Origin of the sequence: Thalassolituus alkanivorans, from assembly GCF_020447205.1 — a bacterium.
Lineage (GTDB): Bacteria > Pseudomonadota > Gammaproteobacteria > Pseudomonadales > Oceanobacteraceae > Venatoribacter > Venatoribacter alkanivorans.
Map to the genome: position 1 here is coordinate 175,154 of NZ_JAJAEL010000035.1, position 21,476 is coordinate 196,629.

At 53.4% G+C, this 21,476-nt stretch carries 18 protein-coding genes; 12 read left to right on the top strand and 6 right to left on the bottom strand.

Annotated features, from left to right (window positions below):
- Both purD and LGT44_RS11280 read left to right on the top strand, forming a co-directional pair.
- On the top strand, nt 1–1,222 hold a 1,222-nt coding region (gene purD / locus LGT44_RS11275; RefSeq protein ID WP_230333610.1), incomplete at its 5' end, for a phosphoribosylamine--glycine ligase.
- Nucleotides 1,223–1,247: 25 nt separating this feature from the next.
- Nucleotides 1,248–3,602 carry a 7TM-DISM domain-containing protein gene (locus LGT44_RS11280; protein WP_186435958.1) on the top strand — a complete coding sequence of 785 codons (2,355 nt, stop codon included), beginning with the start codon at nt 1,248–1,250 and terminating at the stop codon, nt 3,600–3,602.
- Here the strand turns inward: LGT44_RS11280 and LGT44_RS11285 are convergent.
- A complete protein-coding gene (locus tag LGT44_RS11285) occupies nt 3,599–5,074 on the bottom strand; it encodes an AAA family ATPase (RefSeq protein ID WP_230332723.1) in 1,476 nt (491 codons plus the stop codon). The genes LGT44_RS11280 and LGT44_RS11285 overlap by 4 nt on opposite strands.
- Before the next feature lie 142 nt (nt 5,075–5,216).
- On the opposite strand from LGT44_RS11285, the gene coq7 reads away from it, so the two are divergent.
- Together coq7 and LGT44_RS11295 are read left to right on the top strand one after the other, a co-directional pair.
- Entirely contained in the window at nt 5,217–5,867 is a 651-nt protein-coding gene (gene coq7 / locus LGT44_RS11290; RefSeq protein ID WP_145469699.1) for a 2-polyprenyl-3-methyl-6-methoxy-1,4-benzoquinone monooxygenase, read from the top strand.
- 167 nt (nt 5,868–6,034) lie between these two features.
- Complete coding sequence (locus LGT44_RS11295; RefSeq protein ID WP_145469700.1) at nt 6,035–6,277, top strand: hypothetical protein; 243 nt, start codon at nt 6,035–6,037, stop codon at nt 6,275–6,277.
- 78 nt (nt 6,278–6,355) lie between these two features.
- Here LGT44_RS11295 and ilvN read toward each other — a convergent pair whose 3' ends face one another.
- Nucleotides 6,356–6,847 (bottom strand): acetolactate synthase small subunit, encoded by a 492-nt coding sequence (gene ilvN, locus LGT44_RS11300; RefSeq protein ID WP_145469701.1) that lies wholly within the window; start codon nt 6,845–6,847, stop codon nt 6,356–6,358.
- A 2-nt stretch (nt 6,848–6,849) separates the two neighbouring features.
- Complete coding sequence (locus tag LGT44_RS11305) at nt 6,850–8,574, bottom strand: acetolactate synthase 3 large subunit (protein ID WP_145469702.1); 1,725 nt, start codon at nt 8,572–8,574, stop codon at nt 6,850–6,852.
- Nucleotides 8,575–8,943: 369 nt separating this feature from the next.
- On the opposite strand from LGT44_RS11305, the gene LGT44_RS11310 reads away from it, so the two are divergent.
- Nucleotides 8,944–9,411, top strand: coding sequence for a DUF4124 domain-containing protein (locus LGT44_RS11310; RefSeq protein ID WP_230332722.1), 468 nt, complete (start codon nt 8,944–8,946; stop codon nt 9,409–9,411).
- A gap of 7 nt (nt 9,412–9,418) precedes the next feature.
- On the opposite strand, the gene pgeF is transcribed toward LGT44_RS11310, so the two are convergent.
- A complete protein-coding gene (pgeF, locus tag LGT44_RS11315; protein WP_230332721.1) occupies nt 9,419–10,150 on the bottom strand; it encodes a peptidoglycan editing factor PgeF in 732 nt (243 codons plus the stop codon).
- Nucleotides 10,137–11,090 carry a 23S rRNA pseudouridine(1911/1915/1917) synthase RluD gene (rluD, locus tag LGT44_RS11320; protein ID WP_145469705.1) on the bottom strand — a complete coding sequence of 318 codons (954 nt, stop codon included), beginning with the start codon at nt 11,088–11,090 and terminating at the stop codon, nt 10,137–10,139. Before rluD ends, pgeF begins: the two co-directional genes overlap by 14 nt.
- A gap of 158 nt (nt 11,091–11,248) precedes the next feature.
- Here rluD and LGT44_RS11325 point away from each other — a divergent pair, with 158 nt between their 5' ends.
- The gene (locus LGT44_RS11325) at nt 11,249–12,070 is read left to right on the top strand and encodes an outer membrane protein assembly factor BamD (protein WP_145469706.1); all 822 of its coding nucleotides are present in this window, start codon (nt 11,249–11,251) and stop codon (nt 12,068–12,070) included.
- Between the two features lie 59 nt (nt 12,071–12,129).
- Here LGT44_RS11325 and LGT44_RS11330 read toward each other — a convergent pair whose 3' ends face one another.
- Nucleotides 12,130–13,752 (bottom strand): NAD+ synthase, encoded by a 1,623-nt coding sequence (locus LGT44_RS11330; protein WP_230332720.1) that lies wholly within the window; start codon nt 13,750–13,752, stop codon nt 12,130–12,132.
- Between the two features lie 115 nt (nt 13,753–13,867).
- Here LGT44_RS11330 and LGT44_RS20170 point away from each other — a divergent pair, with 115 nt between their 5' ends.
- The 6 genes from LGT44_RS20170 to LGT44_RS11360 form a co-directional block, all read left to right on the top strand.
- Nucleotides 13,868–15,394, top strand: coding sequence for a sensor histidine kinase (locus LGT44_RS20170; RefSeq protein ID WP_225692225.1), 1,527 nt, complete (start codon nt 13,868–13,870; stop codon nt 15,392–15,394).
- 31 nt (nt 15,395–15,425) lie between these two features.
- The gene (locus tag LGT44_RS11340) at nt 15,426–16,769 is read left to right on the top strand and encodes a sigma-54-dependent transcriptional regulator (RefSeq protein WP_145469709.1); all 1,344 of its coding nucleotides are present in this window, start codon (nt 15,426–15,428) and stop codon (nt 16,767–16,769) included.
- Nucleotides 16,770–16,939: 170 nt separating this feature from the next.
- Nucleotides 16,940–17,503: a GspH/FimT family protein gene (locus LGT44_RS11345; protein ID WP_230332719.1), complete on the top strand. Its 564-nt coding sequence runs from the start codon at nt 16,940–16,942 to the stop codon at nt 17,501–17,503.
- 109 nt (nt 17,504–17,612) lie between these two features.
- A complete protein-coding gene (locus tag LGT44_RS11350; protein WP_230332718.1) occupies nt 17,613–18,173 on the top strand; it encodes a pilus assembly PilX family protein in 561 nt (186 codons plus the stop codon).
- 13 nt (nt 18,174–18,186) lie between these two features.
- Nucleotides 18,187–18,579: a hypothetical protein gene (locus LGT44_RS11355; protein WP_230332717.1), complete on the top strand. Its 393-nt coding sequence runs from the start codon at nt 18,187–18,189 to the stop codon at nt 18,577–18,579.
- Between the two features lies 1 nt (nt 18,580).
- Nucleotides 18,581–21,476: pilus assembly protein (locus LGT44_RS11360; RefSeq protein WP_268866444.1), on the top strand; the 2,896-nt coding region annotated here is incomplete at its 3' end.

Genomic DNA, 21,476 nt, shown 5'->3' on the forward strand with positions numbered 1-21,476 from the left:
GGTTGAAAAAGTATTCGTTGCGCCGGGCAACGCCGGTACCGCGCGTGAAGCCGGTATGGAAAACGTCGCCCTCGACGTTATGGATTTTGATGGTCTGCAGAAATTTGCTGAAGATAACGCCATCGGCCTGACCATCGTTGGTCCGGAAGCTCCTCTGGTTGGTGGTATCGTTAATCAGTTCAGCGCCGCCGGCCTGAAGATTTTCGGCCCAAGCAAAGGTGCTGCGCAGCTGGAAGGCTCCAAAGCCTTCACCAAAGACTTCCTGGCCCGTCAGCAGATTCCGACCGCCGATTACCAGAACTTCACTGAAGTTGAACCGGCGCTGGCTTACCTGCGTGAGAAAGGTGCTCCTATCGTGGTTAAGGCCGATGGTCTGGCCGCTGGTAAAGGCGTGATTGTCGCCGAAACCCTGGAGCAGGCCGAAGAAGCCGTCAAAGACATGCTGTCCGGTAACGCCTTTGGCGATGCGGGCTGTCGTGTTGTTATCGAAGAATTCCTCGCCGGCGAAGAAGCGTCTTTCATCGTGATGGTCGATGGCAAAAACGTGCTGCCGATGGCTACCAGTCAGGATCACAAACGCGTTGGCGATAAAGACAGCGGTCCGAACACCGGCGGTATGGGTGCTTATTCTCCGGCGCCAGTCGTTACTCAGGAAATCCATGATCGCGTGATGCGCGAAGTAATTATGCCAACGGTTAACGGTATGGCCGCCGAAGGCAATGATTACACCGGTTTCCTCTACGCCGGTCTGATGATTGACGAGTCTGGTGCACCGAAAGTCATCGAGTACAACTGCCGGTTTGGTGATCCGGAAACCCAGCCAATCATGCTGCGTATGCAGTCTGATATCGTTGCCCATTGTCTGGCAGCACTGGAAGGCAAACTGGACGGCGAAACCGCGCAATGGGATCCGCGCCCATCTCTGGGTGTAGTACTGGCCGCTGCCGGTTACCCGGCTGACTACCCGAAAGGTGATGTCATCAGCCTGCCGGAAAACGACGGCGCTGACCGCAAAGTATTCCACGCCGGCACCAAGCTGGACGACGCTGGCAATACAGTCACCGCCGGTGGCCGTGTCCTTTGTGCCACTGCGCTGGGTAACAGCGTGGGTGAAGCTCAGGCTCAGGCCTATGAGCTGATCAAACAGATCAGCTGGAAAGGCATGTTCTGCCGCTCTGATATCGGTTATCGTGCCATTGCGCGCGAGCAGGCCGATAACTAAGCAGAACGTAATGGAGACAGCAGGGATGAGGCAGTACAGAGGACGTAAGCATCTGATTGTCACCCTGCTGTTTTTATTTTTCCTGCCGCTGAAACTTTGGGCCAGCAGTCCGGTGCTGCTGCCCACCTCCTCGTTTGATTACCCGATCACGCCCTATATTTCGGTTTACGAAGATCCTGGCCGCACGCTCGATATCAACGCCATGCTCAGCCGTGAGCAGCAGTTGCGTTTTACTCCAAGCCACGCCCGCCGGCTGAAATTCGGCATCAGCGATTCCAATTATTGGCTGCGTTTCAGCCTGAGTAATCCTTATGCTCAGGAGCGCGAAGTTGTTTTTACTTTGTCCGACAGCGATATCGACGATTTCAGTTTTTATGAACTCAGCGATGCACAGTCCTACCGCTATATCAGCCCCGATGATCCGGCCCGCAGCCTGCGTGGCGGTTTTTTACAGACGTTTCCGGTTGTACTCACCGTACCGGCACAAAGCACCCGCAGCTATCTGGTACGCATTCACTCTTATGGCCTGTTGAGCACCAACGTCAGCCTGCTGAGTCTCGACCGCTTCCTCAATAATGAGCAGGAATTTTTCATGCTGCAGGGCATGAGCATCGGCTGGATTCTGGCCACCCTTGCCTGGTTTATTTTTGTGGTACGCAGCCAACGCATTATGCTCGCGGCTGCCGGCGCCGCTTATTGCGTCAGCATGATCATTTACCAGCCGGCGTGGATGGGACAGTTCTCCCTGCTGCTGAATATCAGTCCACTGATTGCCGATAAAATCGGTGAACTGGCACTGGCAGCCTCCGCGACCTGTCAGGCGCTGGCCGTACTGGCGTTGGGCTGGCATGGCAGCCGCGCCACACTGTACCGGCGGATTCTGCTACTGGCGGCATTGGTTCACCTGCCGGTTGCTTTAGTGACCGTCTGGCTGGCACAGGAGGCCACGCTGATGGTGGTTGCCTGCATGATTGTCGCTAATGAATTTCTTGCAGCCCTGATTCTGACCCAGGGACGTTCTGAACACCCACAGGCTCAGCGCTGGCTGCTGACTGGCCACCTGCTGGTTGGTTTTGGTGTGCTGCTGGCCATCCTGACCAGCCACAACCTGTTATCGCTGGATCTGTTTACCAGCTGGGCACCGGTTATTCTGCCATTTATCGTTATTGCCAGTCTGGTGCTGGCAATTATGAGCATTAAGCTGCAACAGCACCCTTTGCAAAATCAGGCCAATGCCGAGCTGCGTATGACCCCTGCCCTGCTGTCGCAGATCAGTCATGAACTGCGTACACCAATCAATGGCGTTATTGGCATGACGGAGTTACTGGGCGATACCCCACTGAGTGCCAACCAGCGTGATTTCTCCGATACCATCGCCCTCGCCGGTCGCGATCTGTTGCATGTTGCCAACGAAGTTTCCGATCTGGCGCGCATCCAGAACGCCCAGCTCGAACTGGAGCAACGACCATTCAGTACCACGCAATTGCTGAATCAGGTTATCAGCCACTTCCAACAGGAAGCCAGCCGTAAACAGGTCGAACTGGTGCTGGATATCAGCGACGAGCTGCCGGAATATTTTATCGGTGACCGCGGCCGTCTGCAGACCCTGCTGCATAATGTTCTGGCCCGCGCTCTGGCTTATACCGAATATGGCGAACTGGCACTGCAGGCATCTTATTACCAGACCACTCAGGCCCATGGACTGCGCCTGCAGATCCAGCTGAGCAGCACCATCGTTAAGCAGGACGAGCTGAAAAATGCATTCTCCGTTTTACAGCACCACCTGCCTCTGGCAGAAAACTACAGCGCCAAGAGCTGGAATCTGCTGGTAACACGCCACCTGCTGCAGAAAATGAAAGCCACTCTGGAAGTAGAAAGTATGACCAGTCAGGGAGCCTCGCTGACGCTCTACCTGCCGCTGGAAGCGGAAGCTGGAAACAGCATTCCCTCGCCACAGGATGACAGTCTGATTGGTCTGCGCATTCTGATCGTCGATGATAATGCATCACTCAGAAACGTGATCGAAAAACAGGTACGCCGCTGGGGCATGCGCCCGGACAGCACATACAGCGGTAAGGAAGCACTCGCCATGCTGCGTAATCAGATAAGCATCGGCCAGCCCTATGATTTCATCATTATCGATCACGATATGCCGATTATGGATGGCCTGCAGCTGGCAGAACGAATCCGCTCTGATAAAGACATCAGCCAAAAACCAGCGCGCCTGATGCTGACAGGTTTAAGCATCAGCAGTGTGCGCGACGATGCTCTGGCCGTTGGTATTCAGCACCTGCTGGCCAAACCGGCCAGCGGCGAACGCCTGCGTAACGCCTTGCTGACCCTTAAATACCAGCCTCAGGTGCAGAACGAAGGCAGTTAATCGGCCGCGACTGCGCGGCTTGCCGCCCACTGCCGCAGTGCCTGCATAGGTTCTGCCATCACCACTGACAACGGCCGGGTACGGCGGATTTCCTGCAGCAGGGTATCCGTGCTGAGACCGGGGCCGGAATGCTCACTGCTGGCGGCATGCCAGGCCGATACCACCGCCTGCTCCAGCTCGGCACCGGAAAAACCGTCACTCTCTTCAGCCAGTGCAGCCAGATCAAAACGCTGTGGGTCCAGCCCGCGCTTTTGCATATGCAAACGCAGAATCTCGGCACGGATTTCGGGTTTGGGCAGATCAACAAAGAACAGCTCATCCAGACGCCCCTTACGCAGTAACTCCGGTGGCAGCGCATGAATGTTGTTCGCCGTCGCCACCACAAATACCTGCGCATCATGCTCTGCCAACCAGGTCAGCAAGGTGCCGAGAATACGCTGACTGACACCGGCATCGTTGCTGTCCTGCCCCAGTCCTTTCTCAATCTCGTCAATCCAGACCACACAGGGCGACATAGTTTCGGCAAGCTTCAGCGCTTCGCGCAGATTGCGCTCGGTTTCACCGAAAAATTTGTTATACAGGGTGCCGAAATCCAGACGCAGCAGGGGTAAGCCCCAGGAACCGGCCACCGCCTTAGCCGCCAGACTCTTACCGCTGCCCTGTACACCGAACAGCAGTAAGCCGCGCGGCCGCAGTTTGCGTTCGGCGGTAATAAAGGCCTGCTGGCGCTGCCCCAGCCAGGTTTTCATCACCTCCAGACCGGCGACATCGCTGAAACGCGCAGTGTCGTATTCAAAACTCATCACGCCGTCCATATCCAGCAACGCCATCTTGGCGCGGCTGACCGCCGGGACATCGTCCTGAGTAATGGCACCGTCATCGACGATAGCACCGCGCACCAGACGACGGGCATCGGAGAAAGTAAGCCCCTTCAGATTGGCGACCAGCTGCTGCAGGGTGTCGTTATCACTGCGCACTTTACGGCCACTGAGCTTGGCGTAACGCTGGGCTTCTTCTTTCACCAGCGCCAGCAACTGGCTGTCATCCGGTAACTGCAGGCTGAAGCTGGCGGCCAGGCGCTGCAACTCGGGCGGCGCCTGCAGGCGGTGGCTGAGCAACACCACGGTTTTGCCGTAACGCTCATGCTGCAGGGCAATGTCTTTCAGCAGACGCACCACTAACGGCTCTTCGAGAAACGGATGCAGGTCGCAGAAGATAAACAGTCCGCCCTGTTCGCGCTCGCGTACAATGCGCAGGGCATCGGCGGGCTGCGTGGTTTCTGTGGCGCCAATGTCTTCACCAAAACCGAGGCGGCGCAGGCCATCGCTCAGCGTCCATTGCTGCAGCGCCAGACCACGGCGGATGGCCAGCCGGGTCAGCATCTCCAGCGCCCGCGCTTCCTCATGGGATTCCAGCAGCAACAGCGGCACCTGGCGGTCGAGCAACAGGCTTAAATCGTGTAAATCCTGCATCGCAGTCTCCTTATTCTATGCGCGATTCTAACCACTCAATCGGCGACTGTCCGCCCTGTTCTGGCCGAAACTCACTTGATATGGGTCATGCGCCGGACGCCGTTATGCCGTAAAATGGCCGGAAATTCCGGAGGTATGAGTTATGAATGCCAACTCCCGTCGCTACTCGCTGTTTGACAAACTGATCCAGAACGCCGATCAGGCATTACGCACACTGGTGCCCGGTGCTGCACAGGAAGAACGCCCGTCCCCGGCGCAGCAGCGCCCGTACCACGAGCTGAACGAGGCCGAACAGAAACACGCCGCCGGGCTGATGCGTATTAACCATACCGGTGAAGTCTGCGCTCAGGCGCTTTATCAGGGGCAGGCATTAACCGCCAAATTGCCTGAGGTACGGGAAGCCATGGAAGAAGCCGCCCGCGAAGAAATTGATCATCTGGTGTGGTGCGAAGACCGCATCAAAGATCTGGGCAGCCATACCAGCCGTCTGAATCCGCTGTTTTACGGACTGTCATTCGGCATCGGCGCTCTGGCCGGAAAAATCTCCGACAAAGTCAGTCTGGGTTTTGTCGCCGCCACCGAAGAACAGGTGTGCAAGCATCTGAGCCAGCATATGACCAGCCTGCCGGTGCAGGACGAAAAGAGCAAAGCGGTCCTGCTGCAGATGCTGGAAGACGAAGCCAAGCACGCCACTGTTGCCCTCGAAGCCGGCGGCCATAAATTCCCGCTGCCGGTCAAACTGGCGATGACTGCGGTGTCGAAAGTGATGACCAAATCCGTTTATCGCTTCTGATAAAACCCCAGCCGGTATAATCATGCCTCCGCATCGCGCACTGACCTGCACCAAAGCAGGTCAGATGCGGAACGAATAACTCCCGTCACCAATAGATAGAATCGCTGTTTAGCAGGCAAAATGCCGCTGGTCTCTTACTCTGAATAAAGATGAGTAAGGAGCATCCCATGAGCCGATTCAGCGTTATCGAATTTATCCGCCGTATTTATCGCCTGCCACAGGATTATCCGGAACTGAACTGGACCCGCACCGAACTGTACCGGCGCAGGTTAGAGCAGGTAAAAAATGGCTGGATTATTACCGGCCTAATTATGCTCGCCAGCGGCAGTACCGCCGTGGTTTGTGTACTGGGCGCATTCGCCACCTTTTTATCGCTGGCGTTTCTTGAGCCGGATAACCCGCCACTCTGACCATTCTTTTGACAGCGTAAATCGCAGGCATAAAAAAACCCTCCGGCGGAGGGTTCTTTTATGGCTTCTGATTCTGAATTACAGGCTCAGAATTTTCTCGCCGCGGGAAATACCAGACACACCGGTACGTACCGTTTCCAGAACACAGCCAGCACCGATTGCTTCAATAAAAGCTTCCAGTTTGTCGCTGGTTCCGGTCAGCTGGATGGTATACACGCTGGCAGACACATCCACGATCTGACCACGGAAGATGTCGGCAGTACGTTTGATTTCCGCACGCTGCGCACCCACCGCTTTCACTTTGATCAGCATCAGCTCACGCTCAATATGCGGGCCTTCAGACAGATCAACCAGTTTCACCACTTCGATCAGCTTGTTCAGCTGCTTGGTGATCTGTTCGATCTTGCGATCATCACCGGTGGTGGTCATGGTCAGGCGTGACAGGGTGTTGTCTTCTGTCGGCGCTACGGTCAGGGTTTCAATGTTGTAACCACGCTGGGCGAACAGACCAACAACGCGTGACAAAGCACCCGGTTCGTTTTCCAGCAGAATCGAAATAATGTGTCTCATGTTCAGGTCCGCTCCGTCTTGCTCAGCCACATATCACGCATGGAGCCAGCCGGCACCTGCATCGGATACACGTGTTCTTCCGGGTCGACGGCAACGTCGAGGAAGACCAGACGGTCATTGTATTTATTGAAGGTGTCTTCCAGTGCCTGTGGCAGCTCATCGCGGCCGGTCACGCGGATACCCACGTGGCCATAGGCTTCCACCAGTTTGACAAAGTCCGGCAGGGACTCCATGTACGAGTGAGAGTGACGACCTTCGTAGTTCATGTCCTGCCACTGACGAACCATGCCCAGAGAGCCGTTGTTCAGACACAGGATTTTTACCGGAATGCCGTACTGCAGACAGGTCGACAGTTCCTGGATATTCATCTGGATAGAGCCTTCACCGGTCACGCATACAACCATTTCTTCCGGGAAGTTCATCTTAATGCCCATCGCCGCCGGGAAACCAAAGCCCATGGTTCCCAGACCACCGGAGTTGATCCAGCGGTTTGGCTTATCGAACTTGTAGTACTGCGCGGCAAACATCTGGTGCTGACCAACGTCAGAAGTCACGTAAGCGTCACCCTTGGTGGCCGCCCAGATCGCTTCGATCACTTCCTGCGGCTTCATCAGCTGCGAGTCGTTTTTCTCATAACGCATCGCATGACGCTGGCGCCATTCGTTGATCTGTTTCCACCAGGACGCAATGGCTTCGGCATCCGGCACTTCATTGCTTTCATCCAGCAGCGCCATCATTTCATCCAGCACGTTGCCAACCGGGCCAACGATAGGTACATCAACGATGATGGTCTTGGAGATTGAAGACGGATCAATGTCGATATGAATGATCTTGGCATCCGGACAGAACTTGCTGGTCGCGTTGGTTACACGGTCATCGAAGCGCGCACCGATAGCCAGAACCACATCAGCGTGGTGCATGGTCATATTCGCTTCATAAGTACCGTGCATACCGAGCATGCCAACAAAACGCTCGCCGGTGCCCGGGTAAGAACCCAGCCCCATCAGCGTGTTGGTGCAAGGGAAATCCAGACGATCAACCAGTGCACGCAGTTTGTCGGAGCTGCCATCGATAATGACACCACCACCGGCATAAATAACCGGACGCTTGGCTTTCAGCAGTAACTCAACAGCCTTTTTGATCTGGCCGGAGTGACCACGCTGAGGTGGCGTGTAAGAACGCAGTTTGACCTTCTTCGGATAAACGTATTCGTAACGCTCATTCGGCATGGTCATATCTTTCGGAATATCGATAACAACCGGACCCGGACGGCCAGTGCTGGCAATGTGGAAGGCTTTAGCCACCAGCTCAGGGATATCTTCCGGACGGCGCACACTGAAGCTGTGCTTAACAATAGGACGTGACACACCCAGCATGTCGGTTTCCTGGAAGGCATCATCGCCCACCAGATGGCTCATCACCTGACCAGAAATGACGACCATAGGAATCGAGTCGGTAAACGCCGTGGCGATACCGGTAATTGTGTTGGTAGCACCCGGACCAGAGGTGACCATGACCACACCTGGCTTACCGGTTGCACGCGCATAACCATCAGCCATATGAGCAGCCGCCTGCTCATGACGGACCAGGACGTGTTTGACTGCGCTCTGCTTGTACAGCGCATCATAAACGTGCAGCAGCGAGCCGCCCGGGTAACCGTAAATATATTCGACGCCTGATTCATGCAGTGCACGAACCAACATTTCTCCGCCGGAAAGTAATTCCACCGTACTATCCTCTTCACAAGCCCGCAGGGGCGTGGGTAACTGAAATAACTGTGCGATTAGAGCCCGAAACACAAAGGCTCTCTCAGGCTGGATGATAAACTTGTAGTTTCTCATCAGAGTCCCGTTGCCTGGTCGAGGACACCGGGTCTGAAACTGGGTCGGAGATAACCGCACCAGAGGCTGTCATTGTCAGCGAGCGGGGCACTGGGTGGAGGCGCAGGCCGGCTGACAAAAGCGCGGTAATTCTAGCATTCCCGGTATTATTGTCTAGCAAAAAACCGCCCTAAATCCTTGACAAATCATACGGTTTTAATAATGTCCGGAGCATGTCAGAGAAATTATCCTTTTCCTTAACAACGGATGTGTTTTATGCGTTTTTTTACTGCTTTTTTCGCTCTGCTGCTTGCTTGTGCAAGCCTGACGGTTCAGGCCGACAAAATGTACCGCTGGGTGGATGAAAATGGTCAGACCCATTTCTCCAGCCTGCCTCCCGCCGACAAGGCTAAAAATACTGAAGAATATAAAGTGCGGGTAAGCAAACCCGCCGACAAAGTCGATGGCTATAAAATCAACACCGGTAAAGAAAAAGAAACGGCGACAGAAACCAGTGAAAGCAGCGAGCCGAAGGTGAGTAAAGCCGAAGCCGAAGCAGCCTGTGCCAAAGCCCGGAAACACAAAGAAGTGGTGAGCACCAACTACAGCACCCGCTTCAAGCAGGAAGATGGCGAATATCGCCCGCTCTCTGATGAACAGCGGGCGCAGCAGATCAAACTGGCAGACGAGCAGATTGCCAAATACTGCAATATGACCTTTTCCAACAAGACCCGTAATCAGTAAGGCAGGATTAAGCCTGTATCCAGATCAGGCTGGCCATACGGCCGGTCTGACTCTGACGGCGATAGGAATAAAAGCGTTCATCGCTGAAGGTACAAAATCCACCACCGGCAACCTCAGACACGCCCGCCTGCAATAACTGCAGCCGCGCCAGCGCATAAATATCAGCCATCACCCGATCACCACGCCCGGCACGGAAACAATGGTCCGGCGCCCAGGCAAAGGCTTTACGTACCTCAGGCCCCACCTCAAAGGCGTCGGGGCCAATCGCAGGCCCAAGATACACCCGCACCTGAGAAGGATCAGGGAAGGTCGCCAGCGTGTTCAGCAGAATCCCGGCCGCCAGTCCGCGCCAACCGGCATGGGCAGCGGCCACCTGCGAGCCATCAGCAGCACAGAACAATACCGGCAAACAATCGGCGGTGAGAATGGCACAGGCCAACCCGGCACGGTCACTGAACTGCGCGTCAGCCTCGGGCACCACAGATTCACCACAGGCTTTAACCACCGTCGTGCCATGCACCTGAGATAACCATTGAATGCCCTGCACGCCCGGCAGTTGCTGCCACAGGCACTGGCGGTTAAGCCGCACCCGGGTCGCATCATCAGCAACGTGCAAAGCCAGGTTGTTATGTTCGTAAGGAGGTAAAGAAACACCACCCTCGCGGGTGGTAATTACGGCACCAATACCCGTGGGCAGATCCCAGTCGGGTATCAACAGACCGGACTCAGCGCTCGGCATCGGCTTCGAGCACATCGAGCAGATGAATAAAATCCTGCGGCAGATCCACTTCCCACTCCATCCACTCGTCGGTATCCGGATGAATCAGGCCCAGCTTGCGCGCATGCAGAGCCTGGCGACCAAAGTGCAGCAGCGTATCGCGCAGTTCCGGGCCGATGCCTTTGGTCAGACGGGTACGCGCCGCATAGGTGGAGTCGCCCACCAGCGGATAACCGATATGCGCCATATGCACCCGAATCTGGTGCGTACGGCCGGTTTCCAGCTTAAGGCGGATATAAGTGTGGGTCGGGAATTTCTTCAGCACACGGTAATGGGTGACGGCTTCTTTACCCATAGGGTTCACCGCCATTTTGGTACGTTGGGTACCATGACGGCCAATTGGCTGGTCGACTTTGCCACCGCCGGTCATCACGCCCTGCACCACCGCTTCGTATTCACGCCCCATGGAGCGATCCTGCAACTGACCGACCAGATTGTTCTGTGCCTGCAGGGTTTTGGCGACGACCATCAGACCGGTAGTATCCTTATCCAGACGGTGCACGATACCGGCACGGGGAATATTCTCCAGCTGCGGGCAATGATGCAACAAGCCATTCAGCAGCGTGCCGTCCTGATTACCGGCCGCCGGATGCACCACCAGATCGGCGGGCTTATTAATGACGATGATATGGTCATCCTCATAAATGATGTTGAGCGGGATCTCTTCCGCCTGCCAGTTCCCCTCAGGCGCCAGTTCGGCTTCCAGAATCAGGGTTTCACCGCCAGTGAGCTTATCGCGGCCGCGCCAGGGCTTACCGTCAACCGTCAGCTGGCCGTCTTTGATCCACTGCTGCAGGCGCGAACGGGAATAGTCGGGAAATAACTGGGCAGCGACCTGATCAAGACGCTTGTTTCCCATGTCGAAGGGAACTTCTACCCTGTTTGAAATCTGATTGGACATAAACTCTCTGAGATTAGCTGTATGGCTGCCGCGACGATCGGCTGTATCCCGCTAACAGCCTGTGCTGTCAGTTGGGGCTATGCGGGGACTGTGTTTTAATACGGCACATTCGTAAACCGGCACATTGCCAAGTATATCGACAATCAGGAATGCACTCCATGAACTCCCGTTCGCTGTTGGTTATTTTTACCCTGCTACTCTGCGCCTGCTCAGGAAACCCCGACAAACCTCAGGAACTGACTGAGCGTGAGTACTACGAACAGGCGCGCGAGTCGCTGGATAACAATAACTTTCTGTCGGCCACCGAAAAGCTGCGCCAGCTGGAGTCCCGCTATCCGTTCGGGCGTTACGCCGAACAGGCACAGCTGGAGCTGATTTACGCTCAGTACATGATGTCTGACCTGGAAGCGGTACTGGCCACCACCGAGCGTTTTATCCGTTTGCATCCTCTGCATGAACAGGTCGATTACGCCTATTACATGCGCGGCCTGGCCACTTATGAGATGGGTTTTGCCTTTGCCGAGCGTTATTTTGACAGCGAAATCGCCCAGCGTGACCCAACACCCATGCAGGATGCCTTCAACCATTTCTCCGACCTGCTGATCCGCTTCCCCGACAGCCCGTATACCGCTGATGCCCGGGCGCGCATGGTGTACCTGCAGCAACGTATGGCCTCCCATGAAATCGGAGTGGCGCAATACTATATGAAGCGCCACGCCTATCTGGCGGCCGCCAACCGTTGTGAGAACGTTCTGCTGCACTATCAGAAAACCCCGGCCGTTGCCGATGCGCTGGCGATTCAGGTTGAAGCCTACCGCCTGCTGGGCCTGAATAAAGAATCAGAGCAGGCACTGGCACTGCTGAAGCTGAATTACCCGCAGCATCCGCAATTAAAAGACGGTGAATTTGAAGACAGCGGCCTGGCTATGGTTGACCGCCGTTCGTTCTGGAACATCATCAGTTTTGGTTTGCTGGACTGAGCCGCCAGCGACAAATATACAGACACAAAAAAGCCCGCGATTGCGGGCTTTTTTGTGGATTAAATTCCGGCTTTCCAGCCGTTGGTCACCGGATAACGGCGGTCACGGCCAAAGCCACGCTGAGTTACGCGCACTCCAATGGGGGCCTGACGGCGCTTGTATTCATTAACGTCGACCAGACGCAGCACGCGCAGCACGTCGTCACGGGTAAAACCGGCACTGATGATGGCTTCGGCACTCATATCACGCTCAATATAACGCTCAAGAATGGCATCCAGCACCGGATACGGCGGCAGGCTGTCTTCGTCTTTCTGATCCGGCGCCAGTTCCGCCGATGGCGGACGGTCAATCACACGCTGTGGAATCACTGGTGAGATTGAATTACGGTACCCTGCCAGAGCGAATACTTTGGTTTTGTAGACGTCTTTTAAAGCGCCGTAACCACCGGCCATATCGCCATACAGGGTGGCGTAACCCACCGCCATTTCGCTTTTATTGCCGGTGGTCAACACCATGTAGCCGCTTTTATTCGACATCGCCATCAGCAGCACACCGCGACAGCGTGACTGCAGGTTTTCTTCGGTGGTATCCACCGGCAGACCGGCAAACTCACCCGCAAGGGCCGCCATAAATTCACGGTACATGGGTTCAATGGAGATCGACTGGTAGCGCACGCCCATGGTTTCGGCCTGTTCTGCCGCGTCTTCTTTGCTCATGCCTGAGGTGTAAGTAAAAGGCATCATCACCGCCTGCACCCGCTCGGCACCTAACGCATCCACCGCAATGGCCAGTGTGAGCGCGGAGTCGATACCACCGGACAGCCCCAGCAAAACCCCTTTGAAACGGTTTTTATTGACATAATCGCGCACACCGAGCACCAGTGCCTGATACAGACTGGCCAGTTCACTGTCCGGCTCTGCCGACTGCGCTGAAACCGCCTGCAGCTGACCCGAGTGATAATTCACCAGCGCCAGCGATTCGCTAAAGGATGGCATCTGCAGGACGCGCTCACCATCGGCGGCGACCGCAAAAGAACCGCCATCGAACACCAGTTCATCCTGCCCACCGACCTGATTCACATACAGCAGCGGTACATTCTGACTGCGGGCATGTTGCTGCAGCAGAGTCAGGCGTTCACCATGCTTGCCCAGATGGAAGGGCGAAGCGTTCAGGTTAAGAATCATTTCCGCACCAGCTACAACACTCTGCTCCACCGGCCCCTGGTGCCAGACGTCTTCGCAGACGGTCAGGCCGATACGATGCCCCAACAGATCAATAACACAGGGCTGATCACCGGCGCTGAAATAACGCTGTTCATCAAATACCTGATAATTCGGCAGGCACTGTTTGGCATAGCGCCCGAGACATTCGCCCTGATACCAGACACCGGCACAGTTATAGAGTTTGCCCTGCTCACGCCACGGGAAACCAACGGCGATGGCGATGTTATGGCTGGCAGCGGCAATCTGCTGTAAAGCTTCTTCGACACGCGGCTGAAGGCTCGGACGCAGTAATAAATCTTCCGGCGGGTAACCGGTTACCGCCAGTTCGCTGAACACCACCAGCTGCGCACCCTGCTGTTGTGCCTGCTGTGCAGCCTCAACAATACGCTGGCCATTGCCGGAAATATCTCCGACCAGAAAGTTGTGCTGTGCCAATGCGATGGTAAGTGACTGTGACATACTCTCGGGTTACCCTGACGAATTTGCGCGTATTGTCGAAAAATTACCGGGCCGAAGCAATCATCAACGCACTGGCCGGCGCTTTTCGCCTGATATTTATACTTAAGGAGCCCCTGTGGCACGCTGGTTTAAATCCACTGAACTGGTTGTACGTGGCAACCGCCTGCTGCGCTTTTACAGCTATTATTCGCTGTTCCTTTCCCTGTTGCTGATCATTACTGATGCTATCGACCTGCAGAACGTAATTATTGGTGGCAAGCTGCCACATATTTTTCTGGTGGCATCATCAATCTATGTGATTGTCGCCTCAGGTTTTGCCGCGATCGCCAACCGCGAACCGGACCCGCAACAGGCCACCAGTTATGTCTTTGCTGAAATCGCTATTCTGGCCACACTGATGCATGCCTCCGGCGGTTTGGATACCGGCTTTTCCAGCCTGATTCTGATTCCGGTCATGATGTCCAACCTGCTGGCTCCCGGCGTTCTCGGCTATGGGGTAGCCGCCTGGACAACCATTGCCGTGTTTTATACTCAGCACCTCTGGCCCGGTAACTACAACACCCAGGAAATTGTAAACTCCGGTTTGTATGGCTTTTTATGCTTTATCCTCGCCTGGTTAACCCAGACACTGTCACGTCGTCTGAACAGTGCCTTAACTCTGGCCTCTGATCAGGCGACACGCATCAAACGCCTGCAGCGTTTCAGCCAGCAGGCACTGCTGGAACTGCCCAACGCCGTCATCGCCTGTGATATCAATGATCACATTCTGTTTTATAACCAACAGGCGCGGCAGTGGTTCAGCCTCGCAGAAGGGGCACCGCTGCCACCGGCGTTACTGAAAGCCGAAGCCGATCAGGTTATTGAAGTACGTAACGAAAAACTGATGTTCCGTCGCGTGGCGCTGAATGGTTCCGAGCCCGGTGATTATCTGATTTATGTTGAAGAAGCCGCACGCATTGCCGCCGAGGCTCAACAGTTCAAGCTGGCATCATTAGGGCGTCTGACCGCCTCCATCGCCCACGAGATTCGCAATCCGCTCAGCGCCTTGCGCCAGGCATCACAGCTGCTGGCAGAAACACCCTATCTGCAGGAAAGTGAACAGCAACTGACCCAGATCGTTGAACAACATTGCATGCGTATCAACCGTACCATCGAGGATATTCTGCAGCTGTCCAGACGCAATAAAGCCGTTGCCGAAACCCTGCGTCTGGCACCCTGGCTGCAGCATTTTCACGATCAGTTCCGCAACCTGACCAGCGGTCAGAGCTTTCATTTCAGCGTGCACTGCAACGACAGCCTGCTGGTGCAATTCGATCCGGATCATCTGCAACAGATTCTGCATAACCTGTGCGCCAATGGTCTGCGCTATGCGATTAAATCTGCACCGGATAATGCGCGTCTCACCCTTATCGCCCAAACCTTAAATGAACGTCAGGTACAGCTGGATATTATCGATAATGGCAGTGGTGTTCCGGCCGAACAGCGCACCCACCTGTTTGAACCCTTTTACACCACCGAACATAATGGCACCGGACTCGGACTCTATTTATGCCGCGAACTGTGCGAAGCAAACCAGGCCCATATCCAGTATCATCCGATACCCAACGGAACCTGCTTCCGCATCATAATGCGAACATCCTGAGCCACTTGCGCCACAGAACGGACACTGTTGTATGAATAAATTTGCCGCCCTGATTATTGACGACGAACCCGACATCCGTGCCCTGATTGCACTGACGCTGAAGCGTATGGAACTGGATTGTTATCAGGCAGGAAGTGTCAGCGAAGCACTGACGTTATTGCAGGAACGTCCTTACCATTTCTGTATTACGGATATGAAATTGCCGGATGGTAACGGCCTGGATCTGATTCAGCTGTGTAACACCCGCCATCCGGACATGCCGGTCGCCATGATCACCGCTTACGGCAATATGGAACTCGCCGTCAACGCGCTGAAAGCCGGCGCCTTCGACGTCGTTGCCAAACCACTGGACACCGACCGCCTGCGTGAACTGGTCAAAGCCGCCCTGCAGCTGACCAAGGTGCCGGCCAATATTGAAAACCTGCCCTCTGCCGACGGCCTGCTTGGCCAGTCAGACGGCATGCGCACGCTGAAAGAAAAAATATTCAAAGTGGCCCGCACCCAGGCACCGGTATTTATATTCGGTGAGTCCGGCACCGGCAAAGAACTGGTAGCACGTTTGATTCATCACCAAAGCGCCCGCATGGAGCAGCCGTTTATCGCCGTTAATTGCGGCGCTATCCCGCGTGATTTAATGGAGAGCGAATTCTTCGGCCACGCCAAAGGCAGTTTTACCGGCGCCAGCAGCGAAAAGGCCGGTTTTTTCCGCGCAGCCAATGGCGGCACCCTGTTCCTTGATGAAGTCGCCGAACTGCCACTTGATATGCAGGCCAAACTGCTGCGCGTAATTCAGGAAAAAGCGGTGCGCAGCGTTGGTTCCGAATTTGAAACACCGGTCGATGTGCGCATACTCTGCGCCAGCCACAAAGACCTCGGAGCACTGGTCAAAGCCGAAGAATTCCGTCAGGACTTATATTTCCGTCTTAACGTGATCCAGATTAACGTACCGCGTCTGGCCGACCGGGCAGAAGATATTCCAATGCTGATCCGGCATTTCATCCGTAAATATTCCCAGGAATGGGGCATGCCGGAAATTATGCTGGAAGATAGCGCACAGCAGGCACTGCTGGCCTACCACTATCCGGGGAACGTACGTGAGCTGGAAAATATCCTGCAGCGTGCCGTCACCCTTGCCGAAGGTGACAGCATCGGCCTCAGTGACCTGAGCCTGAGCAAACCGATCAGCGAAGAGCCAGACAGCAGCAATCCGCGTATTGAAACCAACAACCTCGAAGCCTACCTCGAGAACATTGAGCGCCGCGCCATCACCCAGGCACTGGAAGCCACGCGCTGGAACAAAACCGCCGCCGCCGAAAAGCTCGGCATCAGCTTCCGCGCGCTGCGTTACCGCTGTAAAAAACTGGAGATAGATTAAATTTCCGGATCGTTAAAGCAGCTCTGAAATCAGGCCTGAGACTGAACCGAAAAACAAAATTTCAGCCTCAGGTCTGAGTGACACCAGCATAGCGGACACTAGAGTATTGAAAGCGGCGCCATGGACAGGCGCCGGCAACACTCATCTCCCGAACGGACTCAGGAGTTACTATGCATACCAATCAACACATCAAAGCCTTTACTCTGATCGAGTTACTGACCACTCTGATGCTGACAAGCCTTCTTCTGGGTGCAGGAGTCCCGGCTTTCAATAGCTTCCTACAACGCATGTCTGCGGAGCAGGACATCAGCCAGCTAAGGTTTTCGATTCAGTTCGCCAGAAGCAGTGCCGTTAAATACCTGACTCCGACCACACTTTGCCCGCTAAACAACACCAATCAATGCGCCGTTGATTGGAATAGTGAATTAACGATGTTTCTGGACAAAAACAGCAATCGCCAGCTTGATCAGGGAGAGGTCATTTTACTGCAATTACCCGCTGTAATAGCTGGCACAGCCTTACGAACCTTCAATGGATCAGTAATCCACTTTAATGCAAGCGGTTTTGCGGGCTTCCACACTGGCTCTTTCGGTTACTGTGCCCACGGTTCCATACCTACAGGTGCAACTTTTATCATATCAAGGAATGGAAATGTCCGGCCCGGACAGGATAAGGATGGTGATGGCCTACCAGAAACCGCCAATGGAAAGAATGTGGCCTGTCCCGCCCGCTAACCCTTGCAAAGCCGACCATTAACCACCGGATTAAGACCACTAATCGGCAATCCCTACCATGACAGCACAGTAAGATTACTATAAGCCTGACATCAATCTGAGGTGGGTTATGGTTCCTCAAGCAAGCAACAATACACAGCAACGTGGCTCCGCCCTGATCTTCAGTCTGGTTATTATGACTGTGATCACTGTTGGTGCAATGGTCGCGATGCAGCGCACCACACTCCAGGCTAGAATGATCTCCAATCTTGATCATGGTCAGGAGGTATTCCGTGCAACCTACAGTACCTCGCGCTCTTTTCTTGCCGAAATCGACGAACCGGGCGAATACCAAATAGCAGCTGACACACTTGGTGATCTCATCCTTCAGGAAAATGCCAGCTTTGCTCAGGGTAACCCATACGGCCTTATCCGCCTTGACCCTTTTAGAACTAACAGTATTACCCGCCCCGGATACGGTAAAGCGATCAAGGCCGTATCAATTAATGTACGCATGCTTAAAGAACCTAATCTACACTCGGCGAAAGAGAACAAGGACAACTCTCAGGGCGGTGCTAAGTTCAAATACTATATGGAAGCCAATGCTGAAGGTGTTACCAATGGTGATGTACTGAAATCCCGACAACAGCAGGGGTTTTATCTGATTGCAGTCAGTCCAAACCAACAGTAAGGAGATAAAGATAATGAATATTAATAAAACCCTGTTGGCCCTGACCGTATTTATTGCATCGGTACCGTCAACAAGCCTCTTAGCAGCAACGCCTATGTCCCACGTAGAAGTACAGCTTCTGAATAGCAGCGTATTATCCATTGCTCCCAATAATATTTCTGCAAGGCTCTGCGATGGCTGTGAGATTGAGCAAGTAAAAATTACAAGTAACACCAGATTTCAGGAAAAAAATAGCGTAGTAGATTTTCAGACTGCACTGGAGCTTTTCCTGAAACGAAAATATGAGTACCTGTCTCTTGGTATTAACCGTAATGACAGATCAGCAGATTATATAATCATCGGTGGCTTTGACGAATTGGCTGCAGATCCGAACAACCCTGAAAATCAGTCTCAGGTGGAGAAATAATATGAAACTCTATTGGCTGTCATTAATAAGTTTTGGTCTCTTCACCAACCCGCTACTGGCGGATGATACGGAGATTTACCTGGGCAACCCCAACCGGGTAAACCCTAACGTAATTTTTATTTTTGATACCTCTGGTAGTATGGGGACTTACGCTGGATCTGAAACCCGCCTTGATATTGTCAAGCGCGCTGCGAAAGATACAATCGATGATATCAGCGGCATCAATTTAGCTCTGATGCGCTACAACCCTTCTCGGAGTTATTATGAAAGCGGGCAGGATAAGCAATACAGAGGGGGATATCTGAACACCCCGATGCTTGATATTGATGCCGGCTCAAATAAAGAAGATTTTAAAGATATTATTGACGCTTATAATGATGGCGGCGGTACACCGATGACAGAAAGTGTGCACGAGGCACTGTCATATCTGCGTGGGGACCCCGTTAATTACGGCCGGACTAAGAGATATTCAAGTTATCCGTGGACATACCTCAGCCACTCCAGCACTCACAGCAATGGCAGGTATATAAGCCCTATTACAGACCAATGTCAGAAAAATCACATTGTACTGTTCACCGATGGTGATTCGTCCGTGGATGGTGAAAGCAATGCTGCTATCCGCGATATGCTGAGAACAACACCATACGCTGACAGACCAAGAGATCTGTCCACTAACTGCTCATCCAATGGCGGCGGTAACACCACCATTACTAACAGTTGTATTGAAGAGCTGGCTTACTACATGTATACCACTGACAACTCCCCGCTGGATGGTGATCAACATGTACAATTTCATGCAATTGGTGGTTTCCTGTCAGGGAATTCCCAAAGTTTTTTAAATAGCGCAGCAACCCATGGCGGCGGTATTTCGGCAGAAGCCAATGACTATCAGAGTCTGAAAAATGCATTAACCAAAATTTTTGATGATATTTCCAAGTCAGCAGATACATTTTCTGCGCCTGCAGTAGCCGTAAACGCATTCAACAGTCTGGAATTACTCGACCAATTATATTTTTCGGTTTTCAAACCACATGCATCGGTAAACTGGCAAGGTAATGTTAAGCGTTTCCGTCTTAAAAATGGCGGTACATTTGTCGATGCGAACGACAGCCCCGCCATTGACCCAAACACTGGTTTTTTCCGTAACAATGCAAGAAGTTTCTGGACTTTAAACGACGATGCTCCGGATGGCGATAATGTGGAAAAAGGTGGTATTGCCAGCCGTCTCACAACTGATCGTAGAGTGGTTTCCAACCTCATCAACAATAATCTCATGGATAGTGGTAACCGGATAACAGAAAGCAACAGCAATGTGAAACAAACACTGTTTAACACCAGCTATTCTAGTTCGGAATTCAAGAAGTTGGTGCAGTGGACCCGCGGCCTGGACACAAAAGGCAGCGATCCGACAGCAGCACGTCGCCGTATCGAAGATCCATTACATAGCAAGCCAATCCTGCTTAACTACGGCACAACACAAGAGGACGGTGTTGATGTACCAGACAGCACACTGTTTATTGGTACTAATTCCGGCTATTTGCATGCGTTCGATACCAAACTGAGCAATCCTAAAGAACGCTTCGCTTTTATCCCTAAAGAATTGCTACCAAATGCTGCGGCATACTATGCAGGCGGAGGCACTAAGGTCTACGGCTTGGATGGCCCAATCAGTTCTTACCACACAGATATTAATCGTAACCGTATCATTGATCCTGCACTTGGTGAAAAAGCTTATATCTACGTAGCCATGCGTCGTGGTGGCCGTAATTATTACGCACTTGACGTTACTGATCGCGACAACCCTAAACTGGCTTGGCAAATTACTGGCGGTACAGGAGATTTCAAACAACTGGGACAAAGCTGGTCAAAAATATCCGTTATTCCTGTGCTATGGAACAATAAGAAGCGTGATGTGTTACTGTTTGCTGGTGGTTATGACCCAGATGAAGACAACAATAAAACCCGTAAAACACACGCTCAGGGAAATGCAATTTATCTTGTAGATCCTGAAACAGGTACACGCTTGTGGTGGGCTTCTGCAGATTCATCAGCTGATCTTCAACTGAATAAAATGAACAGTGGCATCGTCGGTCAGGTTATTCCCATTGATAACAAGGGAGATGGAAATGTCGATCTGCTCTACGCCGCAGATTTGGGTGGACGGATATGGCGCATTGATCTTACTGATCTCGGTTCAGGTTCAGCCAATTCTGCACAGGGAGGCATGATTGCAGACCTTGGTGCAGACAATACAACCCTTAACCATGTGCGTTTTTATAACAACCTGGATGTTATTTATACCAAGCGAAAAATTCAGACCAGTACTGATCCGGTCAGTGGTAACCCGGTATATCAGGAAATTGCCAGATACCAACTGGCAATAGGATCAGGCTATCGAGCTCATCCATTAGATACCGATACCAGGGATAGTTTTTATGTTGTAAACGACATGAATGTAGATGTAACACCGCCAGCATCTTACACAACTGTCACTAAATCTGATCTGGCTAACCTGAATAATTATAGCGCGGAGCCCACTAACAAGAAGATTAATGGTTACTACGTACCACTCACACGGACCGGTGAAAAAGTACTTTCAACGTCAACAACGGTAAACGGAAGAACATTCTTCAGCACCTTCCGGCCAAATCTGGGCAGCTCATCTGGCTGTAACGCCGATGCGGGTAACGGGCAGCTGTATTCCTTACAGATTCCAGGAGAAACCGCAACGTCTGGTGGTGGTAGTGGCGGCGGTGGAGGTAGTCTTCCTCCTTTGGATCCACAATGGGAAGACTGGGGGGAAGTTGACAACCCTCTGAATGACCTGAAACTGATCATTACCGGCGGCGGCGGCGGCGGCGGCGGCGGCGGCGGCGGCGGCGGCGGCGGCGGCGGCG

Bases quoted from the DNA above. Each gene is read 5' to 3' on its own strand.
- coq7 (WP_145469699.1), top strand. From the start codon at position 5,217: ATGAATGCCAACTCCCGTCGCTACTCGCTGTTTGACAAACTGATCCAG.
- LGT44_RS11295 (WP_145469700.1), top strand. From the start codon at position 6,035: ATGAGCCGATTCAGCGTTATCGAATTTATCCGCCGTATTTATCGCCTG.
- LGT44_RS11325 (WP_145469706.1), top strand. From the start codon at position 11,249: ATGAACTCCCGTTCGCTGTTGGTTATTTTTACCCTGCTACTCTGCGCC.
- LGT44_RS11280 (WP_186435958.1), top strand. From the start codon at position 1,248: ATGAGGCAGTACAGAGGACGTAAGCATCTGATTGTCACCCTGCTGTTT.
- ilvN (WP_145469701.1), bottom strand. From the start codon at position 6,847: ATGAGACACATTATTTCGATTCTGCTGGAAAACGAACCGGGTGCTTTG.
- LGT44_RS11355 (WP_230332717.1), top strand. From the start codon at position 18,187: ATGAATATTAATAAAACCCTGTTGGCCCTGACCGTATTTATTGCATCG.
- LGT44_RS11285 (WP_230332723.1), bottom strand. From the start codon at position 5,074: ATGCAGGATTTACACGATTTAAGCCTGTTGCTCGACCGCCAGGTGCCG.
- LGT44_RS11350 (WP_230332718.1), top strand. From the start codon at position 17,613: ATGGTTCCTCAAGCAAGCAACAATACACAGCAACGTGGCTCCGCCCTG.
- rluD (WP_145469705.1), bottom strand. From the start codon at position 11,090: ATGTCCAATCAGATTTCAAACAGGGTAGAAGTTCCCTTCGACATGGGA.
- LGT44_RS11340 (WP_145469709.1), top strand. From the start codon at position 15,426: ATGAATAAATTTGCCGCCCTGATTATTGACGACGAACCCGACATCCGT.
- LGT44_RS11310 (WP_230332722.1), top strand. From the start codon at position 8,944: ATGCGTTTTTTTACTGCTTTTTTCGCTCTGCTGCTTGCTTGTGCAAGC.
- pgeF (WP_230332721.1), bottom strand. From the start codon at position 10,150: ATGCCGAGCGCTGAGTCCGGTCTGTTGATACCCGACTGGGATCTGCCC.
- LGT44_RS11345 (WP_230332719.1), top strand. From the start codon at position 16,940: ATGCATACCAATCAACACATCAAAGCCTTTACTCTGATCGAGTTACTG.
- LGT44_RS11330 (WP_230332720.1), bottom strand. From the start codon at position 13,752: ATGTCACAGTCACTTACCATCGCATTGGCACAGCACAACTTTCTGGTC.